Consider the following 23968-nt stretch of genomic DNA (forward strand, 5'->3'; position numbering starts at 1 on the left):
ATGCGCCACCGCGCGACCGCGATCGAGATCGACCCCGCCGCCATCGTCGCCGAGGCGCGGGACTGGCTCGGCACGCCCTACCGGCACCAGGCCTCGCTGAAGGGGGTCGGCTGCGACTGCCTCGGCCTGATCCGGGGGGTCTGGCGCGGGGTGCTCGGGCCCGAGCCCGAGGCCGCCCCGCCCTACGCCGCCTCCTGGGCGGAATCGGCGCCCGCCGGCACCGACCCGCTGGCGGAGGCCGCGGGGCGCCACCTCGTCCCCCTCGCCCTCGCCCGCGACGGGCCGGAGCCCGGCGCCGTCCTGCTCTTCGCCTTCCGGCGGCACCTGCCCGCCCGCCACTGCGCCGTCGCGACAGGCGCCGGGACGATGATCCACGCCCATGACGGGGCGCGGGTGGCCGAGGTCGCCCTGACGCCCTGGTGGCGGCGCCACCTCGCGCACGCGTTCCGGTTTCCGGGCGCCGCCTCTCCGGGGGCCGCCGGCACTCAGCCCGACGAGACCGTCAGCTTGACGCCGAGGACGTCCATGACCTTGCGGACGGTCTCGTAGCGGAGCTTCGATCCGGGCGTGAGCGCCTTGTAGAGGCTCTCGCGGCCGAGCCCGGCCTCCCGGGCGATCTCCGTCATGCCGCGCGCCTTGGCGACATCGCCCAGCGCCGCGACGAACAGGCCCGGATCGGGATCCTCCAGAGCCGCCGCGAGGTATGCGGCGATGGCGTCCTCGCTGTCGAGGAATTCGGACGCGTCGAAGGGTGTGAAGCGGGTCATGGAAGATCTCGATCGAGGTCGACGGCCATCGCCTTCGCTTTCCGGATGTCGCGGCTCTGGCTCGATTTATCGCCGCCGACGAGCAGCAGGTAAATCGCCTCGCCCCGCCTGACATAGTACAGGCGATAGCCCGGGCCATCGTGGATGCGCATCTCGAAGATGCCATCGCCCACCGGTTCGACGTCGCCGAAATGACCGAGGGTCGCGGCCCGGATCCGCGCCGCGATGCGCGCCTTGGCGCGCTGATCGCGCAGGCCGCTCAGCCAGCGCTTGAAGACGTCTGACACGAGGATCGTCGGCACCCGCAATCCGTATCCGGTCGGATACGGATCCGCAACCCACCCCGCGCCCCGCCCCGGAGCCCGCCATGGCCACGCTGATCCTCTCCACGGCCGGCGCGGCGGCGGGCACGGCCTTCGGCGGGCCGGTGGGCGGGATGATCGGGCGGGCGGCCGGGGCGATCGCGGGGGCGGGCCTCGACGGGGCGCTGTTCGGCGCCCGCGCCGGCCCGCGCTTCGTCGAGGGCCCGCGGCTCTCGGACGTCGCCGGCCTGTCCTCCACCGAGGGCGACCCGATCCCGCGGGTCTACGGCCGGGCGAAGCTCGGCGGGACCCTGATCTGGGCGACGCGTCCCCTCGAGGTCGCCAACACCGCGGTCGAGCGCGCGGGCACGGGCGCCAAGGGCGGCGGCGGCCAGAAGACCGTGCGCACGGCCTATGCCTACTACGCCAACCTCGCGGTCGGCCTGTGCGAGGGCGAGATCGCCTTCGTGCGGCGGGTCTGGGCGGACGGGCGCGAGCTCGACCTCACCACCCTGGCGATGCGGGTCCACGCGGGCGGCCCGGACCAGGAGCCCGACCCGCTCATCGTCGCCAAGGAGGGCGCGGAGAGCGCCCCGGCCTACCGGGGCCTCGCCTACGTGGTGTTCGAGCGCCTGGCCCTCGCCGATTTCGGCAACCGCATCCCGCAATTCGCCTTCGAGGTAGTGCGCCCGGTGGCGGGGCTCGCCGGCACGATCCGGGCCGTCGACCTGATCCCCGGCGCCAACGAGTTCGGCCTCGATCCCGACCTCGTCACCGAGGATGCGGGCTTCGGGGCGACGCGGGCCGCCAACCGCTTCCAGCTCCAGCGCGCCACCGACGTCGCCGCCTCCCTCGACGCCCTGCAGGCCCTCTGCCCGCGCCTGTCCCGGGTCTCCGTGGTGGTGTCGTGGTTCGGGGACGACCTGCGGGCCGGGCGCTGCACCGTGGCGCCGAAGGTCGACCAGGGCGGCAAGGCGACCCGGGGCGACGTCTGGTCGGTGGCGGGCCTCGGCCGGGCGCAGGTCGGCGTGGTCTCGCGGGCGCCGGGCGGCGGCCCGGCCTATGGCGGCACCCCCTCGGATGCCGGCCTCGGCCGCCTCGTCGCCGACCTGCACCGGCGCGGGCTCAAGGTCGTGCTCTACCCCTTCGTCATGATGGACGTGCCCCACGGCAACGCCCTGCCCGACCCGCGCAGGCCCGGCGCCCCGGGCCAGCCGCCCTATCCCTGGCGGGGCCGCATCACCTGCGACCCGGCCCCGGGCCTGCCCGGCAGCCCCGACGGCACCGCGGCGGCGGGGACGCAGGTCTCGGACTTCTTCGAGGGCGGGCGCGGGCTCGCCCGCATGGTGCTGCACTACGCCGACCTCGCCGCCGGCTGGGCCGCCGCCGGGGTCCCGCTCGCGGGCTTCATCATCGGCAGCGAGCTGGTCGGGCTGACCCGGGTGCGCGCGGCGGGCAAGTCCTACCCGGCGGTCGCGGCCCTGCGCCGCCTGGCCGCCGCGGTGCGGGGCCGGCTCGGGGGGAGCGTCCCGCTCGTCTACGCCGCCGACTGGACCGAGTACGGGGCCGACGTGCGGGAGGGGGGCGCGGAGATCCGCTTTCCCCTCGACGATCTCTTCGCGGATCCGGCGATCGGCGCCGTCGGCATCGACTACTACCCGCCGATCACGGACTGGCGCGACGGGCCGGACCATGCCGACCGCGCCGAGGCCGCCACGATCTACGACCGCGACTACCTCAAGCGCCGCCTCGCGGCCGGGGAGGCCTTCGACTGGTACTACGCCAGCGCCGAAGACCGGCGGGCGCAGATCCGCACCCCGATCACCGACGGCGCGCACGCCAGGCCCTGGATCTACCGGGCCAAGGACCTCGTGGGGTGGTGGTCGAACCCGCATCTCGAGCGCGACGGCGGCCTCGAGACCCGGCGCACCGCCTGGGTGCCGGCCTCGAAGCCGATCTGGCTCACCGAGATCGGCGTGCCGGCGGTCGACAAGGGCACGAACGGCCCGAACGTCTTCCCCGACCCGAAATCCTCCGAGAACGCGGCGCCCCCGGGCTCCCGCGCCACCCGGGACGAGCTGATCCAGCTCCGCGGCCTCGAGGCGATCCTGACCCGGTTCGATCCCGCCCTGCCGGGCCACGACCCCGCCCACAACCCGGTCTCGCCCCTCTACGGCGCCCCGATGGTGACGCCCGACGCGATCTTCGTCTGGGCCTGGGACGCCCGGCCCTTCCCGGCCTTCCCGGATTACGAGGCGGTCTGGGCCGATGCCGGGAACTGGCGCCTCGGCCACTGGATCACGGGGCGGATCGAGGGGCTCGACCTCGACCGGCTGGTCGCCGCGATCCTGGCCGATCTCGGCATCCCAGCGCCGGCGCGGATCGAGGCCGCCGCCTATCTCGACGGCTACGTCATCGACCGGGCGCTCTCGGCCCGCGCCGCCCTGGAGCCCCTGGCGCAGCTCTACGGCCTCGACGTCTCGGCGGTGGCCGGCCGCCTGCGGATCCGCGGCGTGGAGCGGGCGGCCACGATCCTCGACGCCGGCGACCTCGTGCGCGGCGAGGACGACGAGGCCCCGTTGCGCCGGGTCCGGACCGAGGAGAGCGCCCTGCCCCGCGCGCTCGAGATCGGCTTCACCGATTCCGAGAGCGCCGCGTACCGCCGGGCCGCCGCCGCCGCGATCCGGCCCGCCGGCGCGCGCCGGCGCGAGACCCGCATCGAGGCCGCGGTGGTGACCCGCCGCGAGAGCGCCGAATCCCTGGCCGAGGCCCGCCTCGACGCGGCGATCGCGGGGCGCGACAGCGCCAGCCTGACCCTGAGCCCGCGCCGGGTGGAGCTGGAGCCCGGGGATTGCCTCGTCCTGCCGGGGGCAGGCCCGCACAAGATCCTGCGCATCGCCGACAGCCCGGCGGGCCGGCGGATCGAGACGCAGGCCCTGCCCCTGCACGGGTCGGCGCTCACGCCCCGCGAGAGCGCCCCGGTGCCGGCCCGGCCTCCGGCCTCGGTCTTCCCGGGGCCGCCCTTCGCGGTCGCCCTCGACCTGCCGCTCGACCGGGGCGAGCCGGCGGCGCTGCAGGTCCTCGCGGTGGCGGCCGAGCCCTGGCCGGGCGACGTCGCGGTCTGGCGCGGGGCCGGGGACGGCGCGCCGCTCGCGCTGCACCGGCTCGTCGACTACCCGGCCTGCCTCGGCACCCTGCGCGAGCCCCTGCCCCCCGGGCCGCTCTGGCGCTTCGACCGGACCGCCCGGCTCACCGTCGCCCTGCGCAACGCCGGCGCCCTCGGGGCGATCGACGAGGCCGGGGCGCTCGCCGGCGGCAACCTCTTCGCGGTCCGGGGGCCGGACGGCTCCGTGGAGATCCTGTCGGCGGCCGGCGCCGAGCTCGTCGGGCCGGGCACCTGGCGCCTGACCCGCCTCCTGCGCGGGCTCGGCGGCAGCGAGGCCGCGGCCGGCCGGGCCGCGCCCGCCGGCAGCCTGATCGTGCGCCTCGACGACGGGGCCGTGGTGCCCCTTGTCGAGCGCCTCGACGAGGCCGGCCGGCCGTTCCGCTACCGGATCGGCCCGGCCGGGCGCGACCCGGCCGACCCGCTCTTCACCGAGGTCGCGGCGAGCGCGGGGCTCGCCGCGATCACCCCCTTGAGCCCGGTGCACCTGCGGGCGCGGCGCGAGGCGGCCGGCATCCGGCTCGGCTGGACCCGCCGGGCCCGGCGCGCGGCCGACGCCTGGGAGCCCGTCGACGTGCCCCTCGACGAGCCCTCGGACGCCTACGCGGTGGATCTCTTCGGCCTCGACGGCCGGCCCCTGCGCAGCCTGACGGCCGCCGCCCCGTCCCTGCTCTACCCGGCCGCCGACGAGGCCGCGGATTTCGGCGGCCCGCAGACGGCCATCGACGTCGCGGTGGCGCAGCTCGGCACCGTCGCGGGCCGCGGCCCCGCCCGCCGGGCCCGCATCCCCGTGCGGGCCGGGTGAGGCCGGGCCGCCCCCGCCGCCCCGTCCCGGGGTGAGGCCGGGGACACGCCACCGTCCCGCCCGCATCCCCCGGAGCCTCCATGCCCGAGACCACCCGCCACCTCGCCCTGCCGCTGATCGCGGCCGGGCAGGCGCAGAAGCACGTCACCCACAACGAGGCGCTCGGCCTGCTCGACGCGCTGGTACAGCTCGCCTGCCTCGACAAGGACCGCGCCGCGCCCCCCGCGAACCCGGCCGAGGGCGACCGCTACCTCGTGGCCGCCCGCGAGCCCGGCGGGGCCTGGGCCGGGCTGTCGGGGCAGGTCGTGCGCTTCGCGGACGGGGTCTGGGCCGGCACCGTGCCGCGGCCGGGCTGGCTCGCCTACGTGATCGACGAGGCCGACCTCTACCTCTTCGACGGGCGCGGCTGGCTCAGCTTCCGGGCGAGCCTCAAGGCCTTCCACAACCTCGTCGGCCTCGGGATCGGCACGGAGGCGGACGCCCGGAACCCCTTCGCGGCCAAGCTCAACGCCGCCCTCTGGACCGCCCGGACCCGGGCCGAGGGCGGCAGCGGCGACCTGCGCGTGAGCCTCAACAAGCCGGAGGCCGGCAACGTCCTGTCCCTCCTGATGCAGACGGGCTTCTCGGGCCGGGCCGAGATCGGGCTCTCGGGGGAGGACGCCCTCGCGGCGCGGGTCTCGGCCGACGGGCTCGCCTGGACGGAGGCGTGGCGCGTCGACCCGGCGACGGGGTTCGTGGGCTTCGGCACCGCCGCGGCGCCGGGCGCGGGCCCGGCCGGCGCGCCGGTCGCGGCGGGGACGGGCGGCGGCGGCCCCCTCGTCGCCCTCGACGCGCTGCAGGGCGCCGGAGCGGGGGCCGCGCCCGGCGCCGCGATCCTCGCCCGGGTCGGGCGCGGCGCCCCCGGCGCGCCGGCCCCCGTCCGGGCGGGGGACCGCTTCTTCGCCCTTCTGGGCCGCGGGTTCCACGCGGGGGGCGCCTATTCGGGCGACGCGGTCTCGCTCCAGGGGCTCGCCGAGGAGGATTTCTCGGCCGCCGCCCAGGGCACCGCCCTCGATATCCAGACCACGGATCTCGGCGGCACGGCGCGGCGCTCCGTCCTGAAGGTGCGGGGCAACGGCGCCCTCGAGCTGCAGCCCCGCGCCGGGGTTCCGGCCCGCGGCCTCGGGGCCGGCCAGATCGTGTTCGACAGCACCGCCGCCGCCTTCCGGGGCTACGACGGGACGCGCTGGCTGCGGCTGACGAACCTCGTGCGCTTCGCCGCCGCCACCAATTTCGACAATTACCTGCCGGCCGACACCTGGACCCGGGTCCAGTTCAACATCGGCGAGGTGAACGAGCAGGGCGCCTTCGCGGCGTCCGGCAGCCGCTTCGTCGCCCCCGAGGCCGGCACCTACCGGCTCGGCGCGAGCCTGGCCTATCGGCGCAACGGATCCGCGGCGCCGAGCGCCCTCCAGGTGCGGTTCCACCGCAACGGCACCGCCGCGGGCCGCGGGCGCGGCGCCGCCACGGGCCTCGTCGACGGGGTCTCGGTGGCCTGCGCGGGCGCGCTCCTCGCCCTGCAGGCCGGCGACGCGGTCGAGGTCTTCGCCCGCCTCACCGGTGCCGACGGCTACGTCGCGGCGGCCGACACCGACTTCTGGGGCCACGCCCTCGCGTGAGCCCCCGCCCCCTCCCCGCAGATCCGGAGACAGCCATGGAGCTCAGCGCCATCGGACGGGCCGTGCTCGTCGCCCGCGAGGGCGTGCGCCTCGACGCCTACCGCGACGCGGTCGGCATCTGGACCATCGGGGTCGGCCACACCTCGGCGGCGGGCCCGCCCGCGGTCCGGGCGGGCCTGCGCCTGACGCCCGCGGAGGCCGACGCGCTCTTCGGCCGCGACGTCGCCCGCACGGTGGCCCTCGTGGCGGAGGCGGTGCCGCCCGGCCTGCCCGAGCACGCCTTCGACGCCCTCGTCTCCCTCTGCTTCAACATCGGCCCGGCCGCCTTCCTGCGCTCGACCGTGCTGCGCCGCCTGCGCCTCGGCGACCGGGCGGGGGCGGGGGCGGCGATCCTGCTCTGGGACCGCCCGGCCTGCGTGATCCCCCGCCGCGCCGCGGAGGCCGACCAGTTCCGCACGCCCTACGGCCTCGCCCTGCCCCGGGCCCGCCGGAACGACCCGGGCCCGATCCCGCGGCCCGGCGGCGTTGCCCCGCCCCTCGCGCCTCAGCGCCGGCCGATCCCGCGCGGGACGGGCGCCGGGGCCGCGGGCCCGCCCTCGCCGCCGCGCCCGCGCAGCCCGTCCGGGCCCGGCCTCCTCGCCCGCCTGTGGGCGGCCCTGCGCGCCCGTCTGGCCGGCTGAGCCATCCCCGCCTCCAACTTCAGGACCACGCCATGTCGTATTCCGCCAAGTCGTCTTCCGCCAAGTCACATTCCGCAAAGTCACATTCCGCAAAGTCGCGCCCCTCGACGATCCTCGCCGCCTCCGGCCTCAGCCTCGCCGCCCTCCTCGCGCCGGCGGCGGCGCGCGCCGCGGCGGGCAATCCCGGGGCGGGCGATCCCGGGGCGGTGGCGCTGCCCTGGGGCGATGCCCTCGCGGCCCTCGCGCAGGGCCTCGGCAGCGCCCTGGTGCCCCTCGCGGCGGGCGCCGCCGCCGCCGCCCTGGCGCGGATGGCCGGCCCCCTGCGCGTCCTCGTGACCACGACCCTGGTGGAGCGGCTGGTGCGCAATGTCGGCGACTACGCCCTCAACGCCGTTTCGGGCGCCGTGAAGGGCCGGACCCTGAGCGTGCCGCTGGGCTCCGCCGTGATCGCGGCGGCGGTGCAGCGCGCCGTCGACCAGGCCCCGGCCTGGCTCCTGCGCGAGGCCGGCGGGCTGGAGGGCCTCGCCGAGAAGGTGTTCCGCAGCCTGCGGCTGGAGGCCTCGGCCGACGCGGGCAACACCCTGCGGCCCGGGATCGCGGCGGCCCGGGCCCGGAGCGCCCGCCCGCCCGCCGGCGGGCACGAACCCGCGGCCTGACGCGGCCGCCACCGCACCGGGAGGGCGGCCGATGGAGAGGATCGCGCTCGAGGCCGCCCGGCTCCTGTTCGCGCAAGGGGGCGCCGGCTGGGTCGTGGCCGTGCTGCTCGGCCTCGCCTGCCTGCACCTGCACCGGCAGGGTCTGCGGGCGCTGGAGGCCCGGATCGGCGAGGCCGGCGCCACCGCCACCGCCCTGGAACGCGCCTCCCAGACCAACGCCGCCGTGGCGGCCGCCCTCGAGAGCCGCAGCCGGGTGCTCGAGGACCTCGCCCGGCTCGCCGCCGAGATCGCCCGCGGCCTGGAGCGCAACGACGAGCGCGCCCGGGAGCGGTTCGACGAGATGCTGCGCCTGCTCGCGGACCTGCGCCGACAGGGGCGCCCCTGACACGCCTCCGCGATGCCCCTCCGTGCCGACCCCGCGAGGATCCGACCATGCTGCCTCCCGTCCCCGCCGACCCCGCCCTGCGGCCCGGTGCCGCGCGCGCCCGCCGCCGCGCCGCGGACGGGCGCCTGCGCGCGGCCCGGCGCGGCTTCGAGGGCTCGATGGCCGCCCTGCGCAAGGCCGCCTTCGACCACGTGGAGAGCCACGTCTTCGTGAGCACCGCCCTGCGGGCGAGCCTCGCGCGCCTCGCCGGGCGGGCCGGCGCGAAACCGTGATGGGACAGCGCCCCGCGGGCGGGAACCGCACGGGGCTTCAACCGTAACGCTTCCCAGTATCCGCCGCGCCGAACCGTGAGACCTGTCGTGTTCCCCCTGTCCCCCGCCCCCCGTCGAAGCCCGGCCCGGACCGCCGGAGCGCGCAGAGGGGGCGGGTCCGGGGTACGGTCCGAGGCGCAGGGTTGGGCGGCGCAGGCGGAGGACGGTATTCAGGGGGCATTCAGTGCCCGAGCGCGACAGTCCCTGCCCATGCGCTACGTCTTCACCCTTCTCGCCGGCTGCCTGACCGTCGTGGCGCTCGCCACCGGCGCGATCGGCACGCTCGCCGAGGAGGGGGCAGCGACGAGCCCCCCGCTCACCCAGGTCCAGAGCGCGCCGCCGCCGCGGGCCGAGAACTGCCTCACCGCCGCGGACCTGCGCGAGGCGGTGGCGGAGCGCCGGGTGATCGAGCCGGTGGCGGCGATCCGCGCCGCCCGCACGGTGATTCCGCGGGCCGAGATCCAGCGCGCCAGCCTGTGCCGGCACGACGAAGGTCTCGTCTACATGCTGACGGCCTTGCGCCGGGACGGGCATTTCGTGCACGTCATGGTGGATGCCAAGACCGGCGAAGTCGCCGGCCAGTATTGATCGGCCCGCAGCGCCGGTCGCAGAACGGAGGTTTGTCAGGTGCGCCTGCTCGTGGTCGAGGATGACCGGGACATCAACCGCCAGGTCGTCAATGCGCTGGAGGAGGCCGGCTACGTCGCCGACAAGGCCTTCGACGGCGAGGAGGGCGCGTATCTCGGCGAGAACGAGCCCTACGACGCCATCATCCTCGACATGGGCCTCCCCAAGGCCGACGGGGTCACGGTGCTGCAGCGCTGGCGCCGCGCCGGCATCAAGACGCCGGTCATCATCCTGACCGCCCGCGACCGCTGGTCCGACAAGGTCGACGGCTTCGATGCGGGCGCGGACGACTACGTGACGAAGCCCTTCCACATGGAGGAGCTGATGGCCCGGGTGCGGGCGCTGCTGCGCCGGGCCGCCGGCCACGCGTCCAGCCAGATCACCTGCGGCCCCGTCACCCTCGACACCCGCTCGGGCCGGGTCTTCGTCGACGGCAACCCGGTCAAGCTCACGAGCCACGAGTACCGGCTGCTCTCCTACCTGATGCACCATACCGGCCGCGTCGTGTCTCGGGCCGAGCTGACCGAGCACCTCTACGACCAGGATTTCGACCGCGACTCGAACACCATCGAGGTCTTCGTCGGGCGCCTGCGCAAGAAGCTCGCGGTCGACCTGATCCAGACCGTGCGGGGACTGGGCTACCTCGTCGACCCGACCCAGCCCGCCGCGCGGGTGTGAGCGCGCCGCGCGCCGCCCCGCCCGGTCAGCAGGTCGCGGCCTGGGTCGCGGCCGCCGAGGCGGAGATCGCGTAGACCGAGGTCGTCCAGGCCCGCAGGCGGGAGCCGGTCTGGTGCAGGAAGACCTCCGTGAGCTTCGGAAGCAGGGAGACGTAGTCGGTCTCGATGACAACCACGACCGCGGTGTTCCGGTTGGACAGGACGGCGCTGGCGCTCTGCGCGACGTCGGGGTCGAGATAGGTCGTGTTGCCCGCGCAGACCCGCAGCGCGTCGTCGACCTTGGCGACCTGGACGATGCTGACGAGGGTCCTGCGGGGGGCCGCAGAAGTGTTCGAGGGCAGGCTCACCAGGGCGTTCGACTGCCGGTCCAGGTAGTTGAGCAGCGTATTCCTGAAGCAGGCGCCGTCGCCGGTCGCGAGGCAACTCGTCAGGATCGCGGCGATCTGCGTCGAGGACCGCTCCATCTCGCGGTTCATCCCGGAGAGCCTGACGATATCGATCAGGCCGCCGAGGATCATCAGCAGAACGGCGGCCAGCAGCGCGAACTCGACGGTCAGGCTGCCGTCCCGGCTGGCGCGGCGGATCCCCGGCCCCCGGATGCGCGCCCCCGCCATCACGTCCGCCGGAACACGACGGACGACCGCGCCGCGACCCGGGGGATGAAGGGAACGAAGACCGTCACCGGCAAGGAGGCGCGCAGCAGCATGACGTCGTTCTTCGATCCGGGCGCGAAGGTGGTGCCCGCGACCGCGGTCTCGGCGGTCGGGGTGGCGGAGAGCGGCGCGAGCTCCACGAGGAGGCTTGCCTGGCAGGTCGCCATCACGACCACGACGATCCGCTCGCACAGGCGGGTCTTGTAGCCGGCCTGGTCTCCGGCGAGGAGTTCGGCCTCCGGAATCGCGGCGGAGACGTGCAGCCGGTCGTTGAGAAGGACCTGCGTGTACTGGATCATGACGAATTGCAGGATCCCGAGGACCAGCCCGACCATCGGCCAGGCCAGCAGCGCGAACTCGACGGCGGCGGCGCCGCGCGCGCAGGTGCCGAAGCGGACCAGGCGAGGGCCGCGTGCGGGCAGACCCGGCCGGCCCGGCCCCGGCGGATCAGAGCGGGCAGTCATTGCGGCAGATCCGGAGATTGTCGATCAGGCCGCCATAGGCGTCCTCCCGTCCCGCGGCACGCCAGCTGATGCGGTACTCGGAAGCATCCTTGACGGTGAACCGGATCACGCGCTCGATCCAGGTGTCGGACTGCACGCAGACATCGACCATGTTCGCGGCCGCGAAGGTGTAGGATCCCGATTTCTCGACGAAGACCTCGATCCGGTTGGTCTGCCCGTCGTACTGGTACCAGGAGACGTCGCTGTCCTTCTGGCCGCAGATGACCTGACCCGGCCGCGCGGGATCCCTTAGCCGCGCGATGTACCAGTAGCGGATCACGTAGTTCCCCGCCGTCAGGTTCAGGATGCGCGACATCGTCGAGTTCGACCTGCATGCGGGCGTGCCGGGCACGGCGGCCCGATTCTCGCAATCGCTGTCGAGCTCGGCGAAGAAATCGCCGAAGCGGATCGCGTTGCTGGCCAGCTGCCGCTGGCCGTTGATCTCGATGCCGCCGGCCGTGGTCGTCCAGCCGTTCCAAGCCCGGCCGTTCGCCGCCGTGCCGAGGACGGCCCAGGTGTCGTAGCTCACGCCGTGGCTCGGGCGCTCGAAGGATTCCGTGACGAGCAGCTCGGGCTTCGTGCTCTTCATCGCCGCTTGGCTCGCGGACATCACGGGGCAGTCACGCTGCACCGAGAGCGGGATGCCGTCCTTGTTCAGCAGGCCGGCGAAGAGCAGCGGCATCGTCGTGCTCGCCTCGACGCGCACGGAGGTGTCCGTGTTCGTGGCAAGCGGGACGACGGAACCGAGATTCTTCCCCGCGAAATTGCGCAATGCGATCTCGGAGACCTCCTTCGGGTAGGTCTTCTCAAGATCGCCCGCCTTGATGTCCTCGGGCTTTCGCGCATTCACGAAGGCCTGGGCGTGCGTGCAGGACAGCTCGACGGCGCTGGCCAGGCGGCTCCGCAGGGTCACGGCGCGGGACGTCTCGATGACGCCCCCGACCCCGATCAGCAGGGCGGGAAGCGCGAACGCGAAGATGGCGGCGATGCTGCCGCGCCGGTCGTCAGCGAACATCCGAATACAACTCGAACCTCAGACTGCCAGACAAGCAGACTAAGGGCGACATCCTAAGCAAGGGTCGCCGATCCGACCGTTATCGGTGGTCTGTCCAGGCTACGAATGAGATCAAATCTTTCTTAAACAGATCGCCGCGGGACGATTTTTGTTTGTCCCGCGGGACTGAACGGACGAGTGCGGGCGCGGCGACCCGTTCCGCCGCCGCCCTCCGGGGCCAGTCCCCGCCGAACTTCCCGGTCCCTCCAAGGAATGGTATCGCACCGCCACGAACCGCCGGCCCGGACGCGGACGGCTCGCGCCCGGTCCGCAGCCCCGTCCGCCCAAGACCGTCCGCCCAAGACCATCCGCCCATGATCGCCTGCCCATGATCGCCCGCTCATGACCGCCGTCCTGGACATGCTCTCCCTGCGCCGCCGCTCCATCGCGGTGCGGCTCGCCGTGTCGGCGCTGCTGGCGAGTTCGGCGATCCTGCTGATCGCCGCCTGGATCCTGACGACGCTCTACCGCGAGAACACCGAGCGGGCCTTCGACAGCCGCCTCCTCGTCTACGCCAACAACCTCGCCACCGACCTCGTCTCGCCGAGCGACCCCGAGCAGCGCTCCTTCACCCTCGGCGATCCGCGCTTCGACCTGCCGCTGTCGGGCTGGTACTGGCAGGTCGGCCGCCCGGAGGCCAAGCCGCGGGACCAGCGCACCTCGCGCTCCCTCGTGGGCGTGCCGCTCAAGCCCGCCACCAGCCCGGACGGCAAGGCCGGCATCGGCCAGATCCGCCAGGGCTACGGGCGGGGCCAGGACGACCGGCTGCTGCGCATCATCGAGCGGGACGTCGATCTCGGCGAGGAGGGACGCTACACGGTGCGGGTCGCGGGGCCGGCGGACGAGATCGTCAACGACGTCGACCGCTTCCGCTTCTCCCTCTTCATCACCTTCGGGCTGCTCGGCCTGTTCCTGGCGCTCACGACCCTGCTGCAGATCCGCTTCGGCCTCGCGCCGCTGGCGCAGATGCGGGCGGCGCTCGGCGCCATCCGGCGCGGCGAGGCGGACCGCATCACCGGCGAGTACCCGCGCGACATCGCCCCCGTGGCCGGCGAGGTGAACCTGTTGATCGAGACGAACCGCGAGATCCTGGAGCGCGCCCGCACCCAGGTCGGCAACCTCGCGCACGCGCTGAAGACGCCGCTCTCGATCATCGTCAACGAGGTCGGCAGCGCCGACGCCCCGGAGGACCTGGCCTTCAAGATCCGCGAGCAGGCCGCGGTGATGCGCGACCAGGTGAACTACCACCTCGACCGGGCCCGGGCGGCGGCGCTGGCCGGCACCCTCGGCACCTCGACGGAGGTCGAGCCGGCGCTCGCCGGCCTCGTGCGCACCTTCGGCAAGATCTACCGCGACAAGGACATCGCCTACGAGGTCAGCGTGCCGGCGGGCCTGCGCTTCCGGGGCGAGCGCCAGGATTTCGAGGAGATGGTCGGCAACCTCGTCGACAACGCCTCGAAATGGGCGAACGGGCGCGTGGCGATCCGGGCCGAGGCGGTGGCGCAGGACGATTATCCCCACCTCCTGGTCGCCATCGAGGATGACGGGCCGGGCCTGCCCCCGGAGGCGCGCGAGGCCGTGCTCGGGCGCGGGCGCCGCCTCGACGAGACGAAGCCGGGCTCCGGCCTCGGCCTCTCGATCGTGGCGGACCTCGCCACCCTGTACCGGGGCCGCTTCCGCCTGGAGGCGGCGGCCCTCGGGGGCCTGCGCGCCGTGCTCGAGGTGCCGGGCGACGCGCCGGCGGGCGTCGCGCACCATTGAGGCGGGCAAGGCCTGCGGCTCGCACGGGCGAGCGCCGCCCGGGCATTTGCTCGGCCACCCCGTACCGCTAAGATTGCGCCGCCCGCCCCGCATCACGTGACACCGTGTCACCCGAGGGCGGCGTCGTGCGGGCCTCGACCCGTCTTTACATGGTGACGGGCTGCGAGGGTCCGACATACTGGGGTCCGATGACGGCGATCTGGTTCATTCTGGCGTTCATGACCGGCGCGGCGGTGCTCGCCCTGCTCTGGCCGATGTCGCGCCGCGCCGCCGGACCCGTGCCCGAGGCGGCCCAGGCCGCCACCGAGGCCGGCTTCTACGAGGACCAGCTCGCCGAGATCGAGCGCGACCTCGGCCGCGGCCTGATCGCGCCGGCGGAGGCCGAGGCCGCCCGCACGGAGGCCGCCCGCCGCCTGCTGCGCGCGAGCCGCCTGCCCGCCATGGCCGACGCCGCGGGCTTCGCCGAGCCGCACCTGCGCCAGCGCCGGGCCGCCTCCGCCTTCGCCCTCTCCACCATCCCCCTCGTGGCTCTCCTCGCCTACGGCCTCTACGGCTCGCCGGACCTGCCCGCCCAGACGGCCGCGGACCGCCAGGCGGCGCAATCGAGCAACCAGGATTTGATGAAGGCCATCGGCCAGATCGAGGCGAAGCTCGCGAGCGAGCCGGGCGACGCCCGGGGCTGGGCGGTGCTCGCCCCGGTCTACATGCGGCTCGGCCGCTTCGACGACGCGGCCCATGCCTACGAGGCGGTGAGCCGCCTCAAGGGCGAGACCCCGCAGGTGCTCTCCGACTGGGGCGAGGCGCTCGTGGCGTCCGGCAACGGCGTGGTCTCGCCGGAGGCGAAGGCGATCTTCGCCCGGGCCGTCGCCCTCGACGCGCACGCGGCCAAGCCCCGGTTCTACCTCGCCCGGGCGGCCGAGCAGGCCGGCGACCCCGCGGAGGCGATCCGGGAATTCACCGCCCTCGAACTGGCCGGCCCGGCCGACGCGCCCTGGCTGCCCCTGGTGCGCGAGAACCTCGCCCGCCTGAAGGGCGAGGCCGTGCCGGCGACCGAGGACCGGACCGTCGCGCCGGATCCGGGCGCCGCCCCGCCCTCCGACCAGAACGCCGCGATCCGCGCCATGGTGGACGGGCTCGAGCAGCGCCTGCAGAAGCAGGGCGGCAGCATCGACGAGTGGCTGCGCCTCGTGCGCTCCCGCAGCGTCCTCGGGGAGCGCGACAAGGCGCTGGCGGCCCTGGATCGGGCCCGCGCCGCCCTCGGGTCGGACGGGCAGGCGCTGGAGCGCCTCGACGCGCAGGCCACGGAGCTCGGCCTCGCGACCGGCAAGGCGGCGCCGCGGGCCCAGGAGCGCAAGGCCCAGGACCGCAAGCCCCAGGAGCGCAAGCCCCCTGCGGCCGACCAGGCCACCGCGGGCGACGACGGCACCGCGCGAGCCGACACGGACGCGGCGGTCGCGGCCGTCAAGGCGATGCCGGCGGCCGAGCGGGACGCCGCGGTCCGCGGCATGGTGGCGGGCCTCGACCGGCGCCTCAGCGCCAAGGGCGGCACCGCGGACGAATGGCTGCGCCTGGTGCGGTCCTACAGCGTGCTCGGCGAGCGCAAGCAGGCGAGCCGCACCCTCGACCGGGCCCGCATGGCGCTCGCGGCCGATGCCGGCGCGGTGGAGCGCCTCGACGCGCTGGCGCGGGAGCTCGACCTGCACGGCACCGGCGGGAAACCCTGAGCCGCCGACCTTCCCGGCGGGCCGCCCCCTGACAATCGGTCCCGGGTCCGGGTCTTGACCGGGCCGGCCGGGCAGCCGACACCCTGTCTCTAAGTTTAGAAATGTTCAGGGACGCCTCGGGCCGGGACCGGTCCGATCGACCCAATGACGGGACCGGGACGGAACAGAGACCGTGACGCGCAAGAGCCGCCGCCTCATCCTGATCGCCTCCTGCGGGGCGGTGCTCGCGCTCGCGGTGGGGCTGATCCTGTTCGCGATGAGCGGCTCGATCGTGTTCTTCCGCTCCCCCACCGAGGTCGCCAACCAGGGCGTCGCCCCGGGCACCCGCTTCCGCCTCGGCGGGCTCGTCAAGGACGGCTCCCTGCAGCGCGGGCCGGACCAGACCGTCGCCTTCGCGGTCACCGACACCAACGCGACCGTGCAGGTGACGTATCGCGGCCTCCTGCCCGACCTGTTCCGCGAAGGGCAGGGCGTCGTCACCGAGGGGACGCTGGAGCCCGGCGGCCTGTTCCGGGCCGACACCGTGCTGGCCAAGCACGACGAATCCTACATGCCCCGCGAGGTCGCCGACGCCCTGAAGGCGCAGGGCCGCTGGCAGGAGGGCAAGGGGAAAGAGGGCAAGGGGAAGGAGGACAAGGGACAGGAGGGCGAGGCCTCGGCGTCCCCCCGGGCCGCCTCCGCCGAGGACAGGCCCCCCGGCGACAAGGCTCTCGGCGACAAGACCCTGGGCGACAAGGTTCTGGGCGACAAGGTTCTGGGTGACAGGGTTCTGGGCGAGACGACGCTCGGACCCCGCAGCGAGCGATGAGCCGCGCCGGTCACGCGGCCAGCGGCCGATAAGGAAGGATAGCCAGTGCTCGTCGAGGTCGGCCATTTCGCGCTCGCGCTCGCGCTCGCGCTCTCTCTGGTCCAGGCGGTGATGCCGATCTGGGCCGCGCGCTCGGGCGACCCGGCGCTGCGGCAGGTGGCCAAGCCCGCCGCGCTCGGGGCCTTCGCCTGCGTGCTCTTCGCCTTCGCGGCGCTGACCTACGCCCACGCCACCTCGGACTTCTCGGTCCAGAACGTGGTGGAGAACTCCCACACCACGAAGCCCTTCATCTACAAGCTCTCGGGCGTCTGGGGGAACCACGAGGGCTCGATGCTGCTCTGGGTCCTGATTCTCACCCTGTTCGGGGCGCTGGTGGCGGGCGCGAGCGAGTCGGTGCCGCCGGTGCTGCGGGCCAATACCCTCTCGGTGCAGGGCCTCGTCACCTTCGTGTTCGTGCTGTTCATCATCACGACCTCGAACCCCTTCACCCGGGTCACGCCCGCGCCGATCGAGGGCAACGACCTCAACCCGCTGCTGCAGGATCCCGGCCTCGCGATCCACCCGCCGCTGCTCTATCTCGGCTATGTCGGCTTCTCGATCACCTTCGCGTTCGCGGCCGCCGCCCTGATCGAGGGGCGCATCGACGCCGTCTGGGCCCGGGCCGTGCGGCCCTGGACGCTGATCGCCTGGAGCTTCCTGACGCTCGGCATCGCGATGGGCTCGTACTGGGCCTATTACGAGCTCGGCTGGGGCGGCTGGTGGTTCTGGGACCCGGTCGAGAACGCCTCGCTGATGCCCTGGATCGCCGGGACCGCGCTGCTGCACTCCACCGTGGTGATGGAGAAGCGCGACGCCCTCAAGATCTGGACGGTGCTCCTGTCGATCCTGACCTTCTCGCTCTCCCTGATGGGCACCTTCATCGTGCGCTCGGGGCTGCTCACCTCGGTCCACACCTTCGCCACCGACCCGACCCGCGGCGTCTTCATCCTCGCCATCCTGGTGCTGTTCATCGGCGGCTCGCTGAGCCTGTTCGCCTGGCGGGCGCCGCTGCTGCGCCAGGGCGGCCTGTTCGCGCCGATCTCGCGCGAGGGGGCGCTCGTCCTCAACAACCTGTTCCTGGTCGCCGCCTGCGCCACCGTCTTCGTCGGCACGCTCTATCCCCTCGTCCTCGAGATGGCGTCGGGGGAGAAGATCTCGGTCGGGCCGCCCTTCTTCAACAGCACCTTCGTGCCCCTCGCGGTGCCGCTCCTCCTGATCGTGCCCTTCGGGCAGACGCTCGCCTGGAAGCGGGGCGACGCCCTGGCCGCGGCGCAGCGCCTCTTCGCCGCCATGGGCCTCGCCCTCGTGGTCGGCCTCGCCACCCTGGCGCTGACCTGGGGCGGGCCCGTGCTGGCCCCCGTGGGGATCGGCCTCGGCGCCTATCTGGTGGTCGGCTCCGTGCTGGAGATCGTCTCGCGGGCCCGGGGCTACGGCGCCAGCCGCACCCGCTCCCCCCGCCTCGTCTGGCGCCGGGCGCTCGGCCTGCCGCGCTCGGCCTGGGGCACGGCGCTGGCGCATGGGGGCGTCGGCATCGTGGTGCTCGGCATCGCCGCGCAGGGCTGGGCGACGGAGGGCCTCGCGACCCTGAAGGCCGGAGAGAGCCTCGCCACCGGCCCCTACGTCGCCACCCTCGAGCGGGTCGCGCCGCGCCCGGGGCCGAACTACGAGGAGACGGCCGCCTTCCTCACCGTCCGCAACCGCGCGGGCGACGAGATCGGGCATGTCGATACCGGCAAGCGCTTCTACCCGAGCCGCCGCATGACCGTGACGGAATCGGGCCTGCTCACGGTCGGCGCGAGCCAGCTCTACGCCAGCCTCGGGGAGGTCCAGCCCGGCGGCCTCATCGGCCTGCGCCTCTACTACAAGCCGCTGGTGCTGCTGATCTGGCTCGGCGCCGTGGTGATGGCGCTCGGCGGCGCCGTCTCGCTCACCGACCGGCGCATGCGCGTCGGCGCCCCGACCCGCGCCCGGGCCAAGGCCCTGCCGCCGAGCGCGGTGCCGGCCGAATGAGCCCGCGCCGGATCGCCCTGGTGCTCCTCCTCGTCGCGCAGGCCAGTGCGGCCGGCGCGGTGCAGCCCGAGGAGGTGATGAAGGATCCGGCCCAGGAGGCGCGGGCCCGCGAGATCTCGGCGGGCCTGCGCTGCCTCGTTTGCCAGAACCAGTCCATCGACGATTCCGACGCGCCGCTCGCGCGCGACCTCCGCCTGATCGTGCGCGAGCGCATCCGCGCCGGCGACGACAACAAGGCGGTCGAGGATTACGTGGTGAACCGCTACGGCGAGTTCGTGCTGCTGCGCCCGGTCTTCGCCCTGCACACCCTGCTGCTCTGGCTGACGCCCGCCCTGGTGCTGCTGGCCGGCGCGTTCGGGATCTGGCGGCTGGCGCGGCGCCGGGCGCCCCGGCGGCCCGAGACCCTGACGCCGGCCGAGCAGGCGGAAGTGGCGGCCCTGCTCCGCCGCGATTGAATTTTCTTCAAACCCCTCGCAAATCCGATTTGTATTCGGCCGGCGGATATTTCCGGTTTCGGCCGCCGCGCTATGCAGATTTATGCGGTCAACAGTACAATTCTGCATCTTCCATGCGCGCTCGACATTTGTGCGATGCGGTAAAGCCTCTTTCGCATCGCACCATTCCCAGAGCATAGTGCGGTCTCCCGGTGCAACCGGCTTTCCGTACGGGCACTCCCGGCGGACAGTAACCGCACAGGCCACATCCCCATGCGCAAGCTCGCCCTCGCCCTCTCGGCGGCCACCCTCTCGCTCGCCCTGATCTCGGGCGCTTCCGCCGTCGAACTGAAGCCCCTCAAGGCGAACAGCGTCGACCTCGGCACGTTCCGCGGATCGATCTACTACACCGCCGCGCAGGACGGTTACCGGGTCGTCGCCACCCTGGCGGCCACCAACACCCACGGCGACCAGCCCCAGGTCGTGCGCCTCGTCACCACCCTCAACGCCGACCAGACCGTGACCCTCTCGGTCCCGGGCAGCATGGGTGCCGACGGGCGCGACGCGACGGTCGCCTTCTCCCGCCGCGGCGACGTGGTCGAGGTCGCCGCGGCCGAGGTCGCGGGCAACTGAGGGCGGGTCTGCGCCGTCCGGCGGCCCCGCGGGGCCGCCTCCCCGGGCGCCGGCGTGCCACCGCCGGCGCCTCGCTTTCGCCCCACTGAAACGCGAGGAACGGGGCTCGGGGCGGCCCTTCCACGGCCGGCCCGTTGACGGTTCGTTAACCACGAGACGCGAGCGTCCCGCGACCATGCCGATCGCCTCGCCCCTCCGCAGCCGCGCCTCGGCCCGCGCGGCCTGCCTTCCCGCCGTCCTGATTCTGGCCCTCGCCGGTCCGGCCCTCGCCCACCCGCATGTCTGGGTCACCGCCAAGGCCGAGATCGACTACGCGGAGGGCGGCAAGGTCACGGGGATCCGCCATGCCTGGACCTTCGACGCCGCCTACTCGGCCTTCGTCACGCAAGGGCTCGACCGGAACGGCGACGGCAGGCTGACGCCCGACGAACTGGCCGACCTCGCCACCGAGAACACCCGCAACCTCGCCGAGTTCGGCTACTTCACGAAGCTGAAGGTCGGCGGCAAGGAGCAGGCCTTCGGGGATCCGGCCGAGCCCCGCATGATGATGCAGGGGGAGGGCCTGACCCTGACCTTTCTCCTGCCCCTCAAGGCGCCCGCCCCGCAGGGCCGAGGCGTCGTCGCGCTCGAGGTCTATGACCCGACCTACTTCGTCGCCTTCAGCCTCGCGGACGGGGCCGACGCCGCGCGCCTCGCGGGCGCCCCCGCGGGCTGCGCCGCCACCGTGACCCGGCCGAAGACGCAGGAGGCCAAGACCGCCGAGGCGGGCAAGCCCGGCATGACGGAGGCCTTCTTCGAGGCGCTGACGGCCGCCTCGAATTTCGGCGTCCAGTTCGCCAACCGGATCCTGGTGGCGTGTCCGTAGGCGCGGCCCTCCCGGCCGCCGCCTCGGCCCGCGGCCGGCTCGCCCTGCGGCTCGGCCTGATCGCCGGGGCGGTCGCCCTCGCGGGCCTTGTCCTCGCGGGCCTGATGTGGCTGGTCGCGCCCGGCATCGCCGCGCCCCCGCCCCGCTCCCCCTTCGGCATCGGCTTCCGCGAGGCCGCCCCCGCCGCGACCGGCCTCGGCGGCTGGCTGCTGGCCCTGCAGGCGAGCTTCTCGCGCAGCCTCCAGGGCGCGGTTTCGGCCCTCAAGGCGGGCGGCGGCTGGGGCCCGCTCGTCGGCCTCGGCTTCGCCTACGGGGTGTTCCACGCCGCCGGCCCCGGCCACGGCAAGGCGGTGATCGCGGGCTACATCGTGGCCGGCGAGCGGGCCCTGCTGCGCGGCTTCGGCCTCAGCGCCGCCGCCGCCCTGCTGCAGGCGCTGGTGGCGATCGCCATCGTGGGGATCGGCGTCCTCCTGCTCGGCACCACCGCGGCCGGGATGACGCGGGCGGGCGGCGCGATCGAGACCGTCAGCTTCGCCCTCGTGGCGGTGATCGGCCTCGCGGTGACGTGGCGCAAGGCCGGCCGGCTCGCCGCCCTCGGCACGCCGCAGCAGGCCTGCGGCCCGGATTGCGGGCATGTCCACCTCGCGGACGCGGAGGCGATCGGCCGGCTCGGCACCCGGCGGGAGCGGGCCGGCGTGGTGCTGGCGGCCGGCTCCCGCCCCTGCGCGGGCGCGGTGCTGATCCTCGTCTTCTGCGCCTCGCAGGGCATGCTTTGCGCCGGCGTCCTGGCGACCTTCGCGATGGCGCTCGGCACCGCGCTGACGACGGGGGCGCTCGCGAGCCTCGCGGTCTTCGCCAAGGTCCTGGCCCTGCGCCTCGCGGGCGGGCGCGGTGAGGCCGGGCTCCTCGCGGTCGGCGCCCTCGAACTCCTCGCCGCCGCCTTCGTGCTGGTGCTCGGCCTCGCGATGCTCGCGGGCCTCGCCGTCGGCACCGGCGCCTGAGCGCCGCGGCCCGCCGGTCGGTCGGTCAGTCGGTCAGTCGGTCAGTCGGTCAGTCGGTCAGTCGGCAGGGGCCCGAGCCCGCGTCCCGACGCCAAGGCCCTCGCCAGGGCGCCCGGCCCGTGCCAGTCTCCGGCCCTGAGACGGGAGCGGCGATGACGGCGGGCTTCGAGCACATCCTCCACTGGCGGCTGCTGACGGGCTCGCACCCGTTCCCGGGCCCCGACGGCGGAACCTGCATCAACGAGGCGGCGATCGTGGCCGCCGGCCTGCCCTACCGGGCGATCCGCGCCTCCTCGGATTGTCCGCCCTGCTTCTCGCCCCCGCTCGCCGCCTACGCCCTCGGCCTCAACGATGCGATGCCGGACGCCGAGCGCCCGCGCCTGATGGCCTTCGTGCTGCGCCTCTCGGGCTCCGCCGACACGGCCGAGACCGAGGCCGCGCGCACGGGCTTCCTGGCGCGCGAGAGCGTCCGGCGCCTGCTGCCGCCCCTCCTCGACCGGGCCGGGATGCCCGATCTCGCCGCGCGCTGCGAGGCCGCCGCCGATCTTGGCGCCGCGGTCGCGGCGGCGCGCGCCGCCGCGTGGAGGGGGGGCGCCGCCGCCGAGGCCGCCTCGGCGCGGCGCGCCTGGCTCCGGGGGGCGCTCGCCGCCTGCATCGCCCGGACCGCCACGGCGGCACTGCGCGCGGCGGAGGATGCCCGCTGCGCGGCGGAGGTGGCGGAAGGCGCGAACCCCTTCCTGCCGGAGGCCTGGACCCACGCGGTCGCCATCCTGGACGAGGCCCTGCGCATCGGCCGGCAGGCGCCCGAGATCGAGGTGGTGCGGGCCCGCGACCGCCTCGATGCGGCGCGGGCGGTCGCGCGGGCCTGACGGAGCCTCGCCGGTGCGGGGCCACGCGGCATTGAACCGGCCGCGCGCCCGCGTGTTCTCTCAGCCGAGGCGAGGTCGGGCCCGGGATGCCCCGGGCGGGTCCTCGCATCGCGGCCCACCGTCTCTCCGCAGGTTCCCATGTCGTTCGTCCGCTCCGGCCTGATCCTGACCGCGCTCCTGGCGGTCCCCCTCGCCGCCTCGGCCGAGGAGAAGCCGCCCGCGACGGTGGGCTCGGCCCAGGACCCGCAGCAGGAATGCAGCGCCCGCGCCGACCAGACCGGCATGCAGGGCACCGTCAAGGACACCTTCGTGACCGAGTGCGTGGCGGGCGAGAAGGTCAGCGACCCGGCCAAGGCCGAGGCCAAGCCGAAATGAGGCCGGCGCCCCTCAGACGAGGACGGGGCGCGCCGAGAGGTCGAGCTCGGTGCTCTGACAATTGTCGAGCCATTCGCCCGTGAGGTGGTAGAAGAAGGTGCCGTGCCCGACCACCGCGATGGTGCGCTCGGGCCGGTGCTTCAGCCAGTCGCGGAAGCCCGCGACGCGCTGGTCGAACAGGGGCCGCGGCTCGATGTGGTAGCCGCCCGCGTTCGGATCGCCCTCCGCGTGCCACCAGATCTCCGGCAGATGGTCGACGCGCAGATGGGGAAACTCCGCCGCGATCTGCGAGGCGGCGCGCCCGACGTCGCAGCTGCTCTCCTGGCACTCCCGGTGCAGCACCTCGACGAGGATCTCGGGGTCGGCCGGGTGCTCGCCGAACAGCCCCATCGTGGTCTCGATGGCCCGGGTCAGCGGCGAGGTCACCACCAGCTCGAAGGGGATGTCGCGCAGGCCGTCGCGGGCGGCCGCCACCTGCGCCTGGCCGCGCGGCGTCAGGCGCGCGTCGATGTGGCCGGGATCGCGGCCCGTGGCCCGGTGGGCGGCGTTGAAGGTGGATTCGCCGTGGCGAATGCAGACGATGCGGGTGGTCGTGGTCATCGAGTCCAGTTTTCCAGGACCGTCCCGGTGGTGACGGTCTCGACCTGCCGGCCGTAGCGCGAGCGGTGCAGGGTGAGAAGGGCTTGGTGCGCGAGGTCGGACGAGATGCAGAGCGCGTCCGCGACGACCGCGGCCCGGTAGCCGCAATCGACCGCCCCCAGCACGGCGGAGAGACCACAGAGATCGGTCTCGCCGCCGGTCACCACAAGGGTGTCGTTGCCGCGGGCCTGCAGGCCCGCGCCGAGGCCGGTGCCGATCCAGGAGGAGGTGTGCCGGTCGGCCTTCTCGGAGAACATCCCCGGCATGTCGACGCAGAGATGCAGGCATGTCGCGCCCAAATGACCTTGGCGCAATTCATCGCTCTGGCGAAAATCAATGTCCGGTGAATCGTTTTTCGCAGCGTCTTGCGAGGCCATCCTCACGTGCCTCCTCTTCGTTATGGCCGGCAAGAACGGCGGGGAAACTGCCGCTGTTCCCGGTAGCACCGTGGCCTTTTTGACAAGCCCGGCTACAGTCGTCGGCGAATACCCACATCTGTTAAAGACGGCCCCCTCCGCGTCACCGATGCTGCCCCCGCGCCCTCCGCGAGAGGGCGGTGCGGGGATGGC

At 74.3% G+C, this 23968-nt stretch carries 25 protein-coding genes and 1 pseudogene; 19 read left to right on the forward strand and 7 right to left on the reverse strand.

Annotation, left to right across the window (positions count from 1 at the left end; translation table 11 throughout):
• Positions 1-549, forward strand: coding sequence for an NlpC/P60 family protein (locus F6X51_RS14625; RefSeq protein WP_150964406.1), 549 nt, complete (start codon positions 1-3; stop codon positions 547-549).
• On the opposite strand, the gene F6X51_RS14630 is transcribed toward F6X51_RS14625, so the two are convergent.
• Positions 486-767 carry an addiction module antidote protein gene (locus F6X51_RS14630; protein WP_150964407.1) on the reverse strand — a complete coding sequence of 94 codons (282 nt, stop codon included), beginning with the start codon at positions 765-767 and terminating at the stop codon, positions 486-488. The genes F6X51_RS14625 and F6X51_RS14630 overlap by 64 nt on opposite strands.
• Entirely contained in the window at positions 764-1069 is a 306-nt protein-coding gene (locus F6X51_RS14635; RefSeq protein ID WP_150964408.1) for a type II toxin-antitoxin system RelE/ParE family toxin, read from the reverse strand. The genes F6X51_RS14630 and F6X51_RS14635 overlap by 4 nt, the downstream gene beginning before the upstream one ends.
• A 65-nt stretch (positions 1070-1134) precedes the next feature.
• Between F6X51_RS14635 and F6X51_RS14640 the strand changes: the two genes are divergently transcribed.
• The 8 genes from F6X51_RS14640 (at position 1135) to F6X51_RS14675 (ending at position 10032) form a co-directional block, all read left to right on the forward strand.
• Positions 1135-5037, forward strand: a complete 3903-nt coding sequence (locus F6X51_RS14640) for a baseplate multidomain protein megatron (protein WP_150964409.1) — start codon at positions 1135-1137, stop codon at positions 5035-5037.
• An 80-nt stretch (positions 5038-5117) separates the two neighbouring features.
• The gene (locus F6X51_RS14645) at positions 5118-6695 is read left to right on the forward strand and encodes a DUF2793 domain-containing protein (protein ID WP_150964410.1); all 1578 of its coding nucleotides are present in this window, start codon (positions 5118-5120) and stop codon (positions 6693-6695) included.
• A 35-nt stretch (positions 6696-6730) separates the two neighbouring features.
• Entirely contained in the window at positions 6731-7375 is a 645-nt protein-coding gene (locus F6X51_RS14650; RefSeq protein WP_150964411.1) for a lysozyme, read from the forward strand.
• 32 nt (positions 7376-7407) lie between these two features.
• Positions 7408-8031 carry a hypothetical protein gene (locus F6X51_RS14655; RefSeq protein WP_246696810.1) on the forward strand — a complete coding sequence of 208 codons (624 nt, stop codon included), beginning with the start codon at positions 7408-7410 and terminating at the stop codon, positions 8029-8031.
• Between the two features lie 31 nt (positions 8032-8062).
• Entirely contained in the window at positions 8063-8416 is a 354-nt protein-coding gene (locus F6X51_RS14660; protein WP_150964412.1) for a hypothetical protein, read from the forward strand.
• A 47-nt stretch (positions 8417-8463) separates the two neighbouring features.
• On the forward strand, positions 8464-8688 hold the full coding sequence (locus F6X51_RS14665; protein WP_150964413.1) for a hypothetical protein: 225 nt from the start codon (positions 8464-8466) through the stop codon (positions 8686-8688).
• A gap of 249 nt (positions 8689-8937) precedes the next feature.
• Entirely contained in the window at positions 8938-9315 is a 378-nt protein-coding gene (locus F6X51_RS14670; protein ID WP_150964414.1) for a PepSY domain-containing protein, read from the forward strand.
• A 39-nt stretch (positions 9316-9354) separates the two neighbouring features.
• The gene (locus F6X51_RS14675) at positions 9355-10032 is read left to right on the forward strand and encodes a response regulator transcription factor (protein ID WP_150964415.1); all 678 of its coding nucleotides are present in this window, start codon (positions 9355-9357) and stop codon (positions 10030-10032) included.
• Positions 10033-10057: 25 nt separating this feature from the next.
• Here F6X51_RS14675 and F6X51_RS14680 read toward each other — a convergent pair whose 3' ends face one another.
• From F6X51_RS14680 to F6X51_RS14690, 3 genes are read right to left on the reverse strand one after another with little or no spacing between them, the layout of a single operon-like run.
• The gene (locus tag F6X51_RS14680) at positions 10058-10645 is read right to left on the reverse strand and encodes a TadE/TadG family type IV pilus assembly protein (RefSeq protein ID WP_150964416.1); all 588 of its coding nucleotides are present in this window, start codon (positions 10643-10645) and stop codon (positions 10058-10060) included.
• Positions 10645-11148, reverse strand: coding sequence for a TadE/TadG family type IV pilus assembly protein (locus F6X51_RS14685; protein WP_150964417.1), 504 nt, complete (start codon positions 11146-11148; stop codon positions 10645-10647). Before F6X51_RS14685 ends, F6X51_RS14680 begins: the two co-directional genes overlap by 1 nt.
• Positions 11132-12202 (reverse strand): TadE/TadG family type IV pilus assembly protein, encoded by a 1071-nt coding sequence (locus F6X51_RS14690; RefSeq protein WP_150964418.1) that lies wholly within the window; start codon positions 12200-12202, stop codon positions 11132-11134. The genes F6X51_RS14685 and F6X51_RS14690 overlap by 17 nt, the downstream gene beginning before the upstream one ends.
• Positions 12203-12583: 381 nt before the next feature.
• Between F6X51_RS14690 and F6X51_RS14695 the strand changes: the two genes are divergently transcribed.
• From F6X51_RS14695 to F6X51_RS14740, 10 genes and pseudogenes are all read left to right on the forward strand, one after another.
• Entirely contained in the window at positions 12584-14002 is a 1419-nt protein-coding gene (locus F6X51_RS14695) for a sensor histidine kinase (RefSeq protein ID WP_150964419.1), read from the forward strand.
• A gap of 188 nt (positions 14003-14190) precedes the next feature.
• On the forward strand, positions 14191-15726 hold the full coding sequence (ccmI, locus tag F6X51_RS14700; protein WP_150964450.1) for a c-type cytochrome biogenesis protein CcmI: 1536 nt from the start codon (positions 14191-14193) through the stop codon (positions 15724-15726).
• 172 nt (positions 15727-15898) lie between these two features.
• A pseudogene (gene ccmE / locus F6X51_RS14705) lies at positions 15899-16345 on the forward strand (cytochrome c maturation protein CcmE); the annotation flags it as partial.
• Positions 16346-16579: 234 nt separating this feature from the next.
• Positions 16580-18583: a heme lyase CcmF/NrfE family subunit gene (locus F6X51_RS14710; RefSeq protein WP_150964420.1), complete on the forward strand. Its 2004-nt coding sequence runs from the start codon at positions 16580-16582 to the stop codon at positions 18581-18583.
• Positions 18580-19038: a cytochrome c-type biogenesis protein gene (locus F6X51_RS14715; RefSeq protein WP_150964421.1), complete on the forward strand. Its 459-nt coding sequence runs from the start codon at positions 18580-18582 to the stop codon at positions 19036-19038. Before F6X51_RS14710 ends, F6X51_RS14715 begins: the two co-directional genes overlap by 4 nt.
• 252 nt (positions 19039-19290) lie before the next feature.
• Entirely contained in the window at positions 19291-19650 is a 360-nt protein-coding gene (locus tag F6X51_RS14720; RefSeq protein WP_150964422.1) for a hypothetical protein, read from the forward strand.
• Between the two features lie 175 nt (positions 19651-19825).
• Positions 19826-20515, forward strand: coding sequence for a DUF1007 family protein (locus F6X51_RS14725; protein WP_150964423.1), 690 nt, complete (start codon positions 19826-19828; stop codon positions 20513-20515).
• A complete protein-coding gene (locus F6X51_RS14730; RefSeq protein ID WP_150964424.1) occupies positions 20506-21516 on the forward strand; it encodes a nickel/cobalt transporter in 1011 nt (336 codons plus the stop codon). The genes F6X51_RS14725 and F6X51_RS14730 overlap by 10 nt, the downstream gene beginning before the upstream one ends.
• A gap of 152 nt (positions 21517-21668) precedes the next feature.
• Entirely contained in the window at positions 21669-22385 is a 717-nt protein-coding gene (locus F6X51_RS14735; protein ID WP_150964425.1) for a hypothetical protein, read from the forward strand.
• Positions 22386-22523: 138 nt separating this feature from the next.
• Positions 22524-22760, forward strand: coding sequence for a hypothetical protein (locus tag F6X51_RS14740; protein WP_150964426.1), 237 nt, complete (start codon positions 22524-22526; stop codon positions 22758-22760).
• Between the two features lie 12 nt (positions 22761-22772).
• Here F6X51_RS14740 and F6X51_RS14745 read toward each other — a convergent pair whose 3' ends face one another.
• Together F6X51_RS14745 and F6X51_RS14750 are read right to left on the reverse strand one after the other, a co-directional pair.
• Positions 22773-23360 (reverse strand): histidine phosphatase family protein, encoded by a 588-nt coding sequence (locus F6X51_RS14745; protein WP_150964427.1) that lies wholly within the window; start codon positions 23358-23360, stop codon positions 22773-22775.
• Positions 23357-23656, reverse strand: coding sequence for a cysteine hydrolase family protein (locus F6X51_RS14750; RefSeq protein WP_246696811.1), 300 nt, complete (start codon positions 23654-23656; stop codon positions 23357-23359). The genes F6X51_RS14745 and F6X51_RS14750 overlap by 4 nt, the downstream gene beginning before the upstream one ends.
• Positions 23657-23968: the final 312 nt, after the last annotated feature.

The organism is Methylobacterium planeticum (genome assembly GCF_008806345.1).
Classification (GTDB): domain Bacteria; phylum Pseudomonadota; class Alphaproteobacteria; order Rhizobiales; family Beijerinckiaceae; genus Methylobacterium; species Methylobacterium planeticum.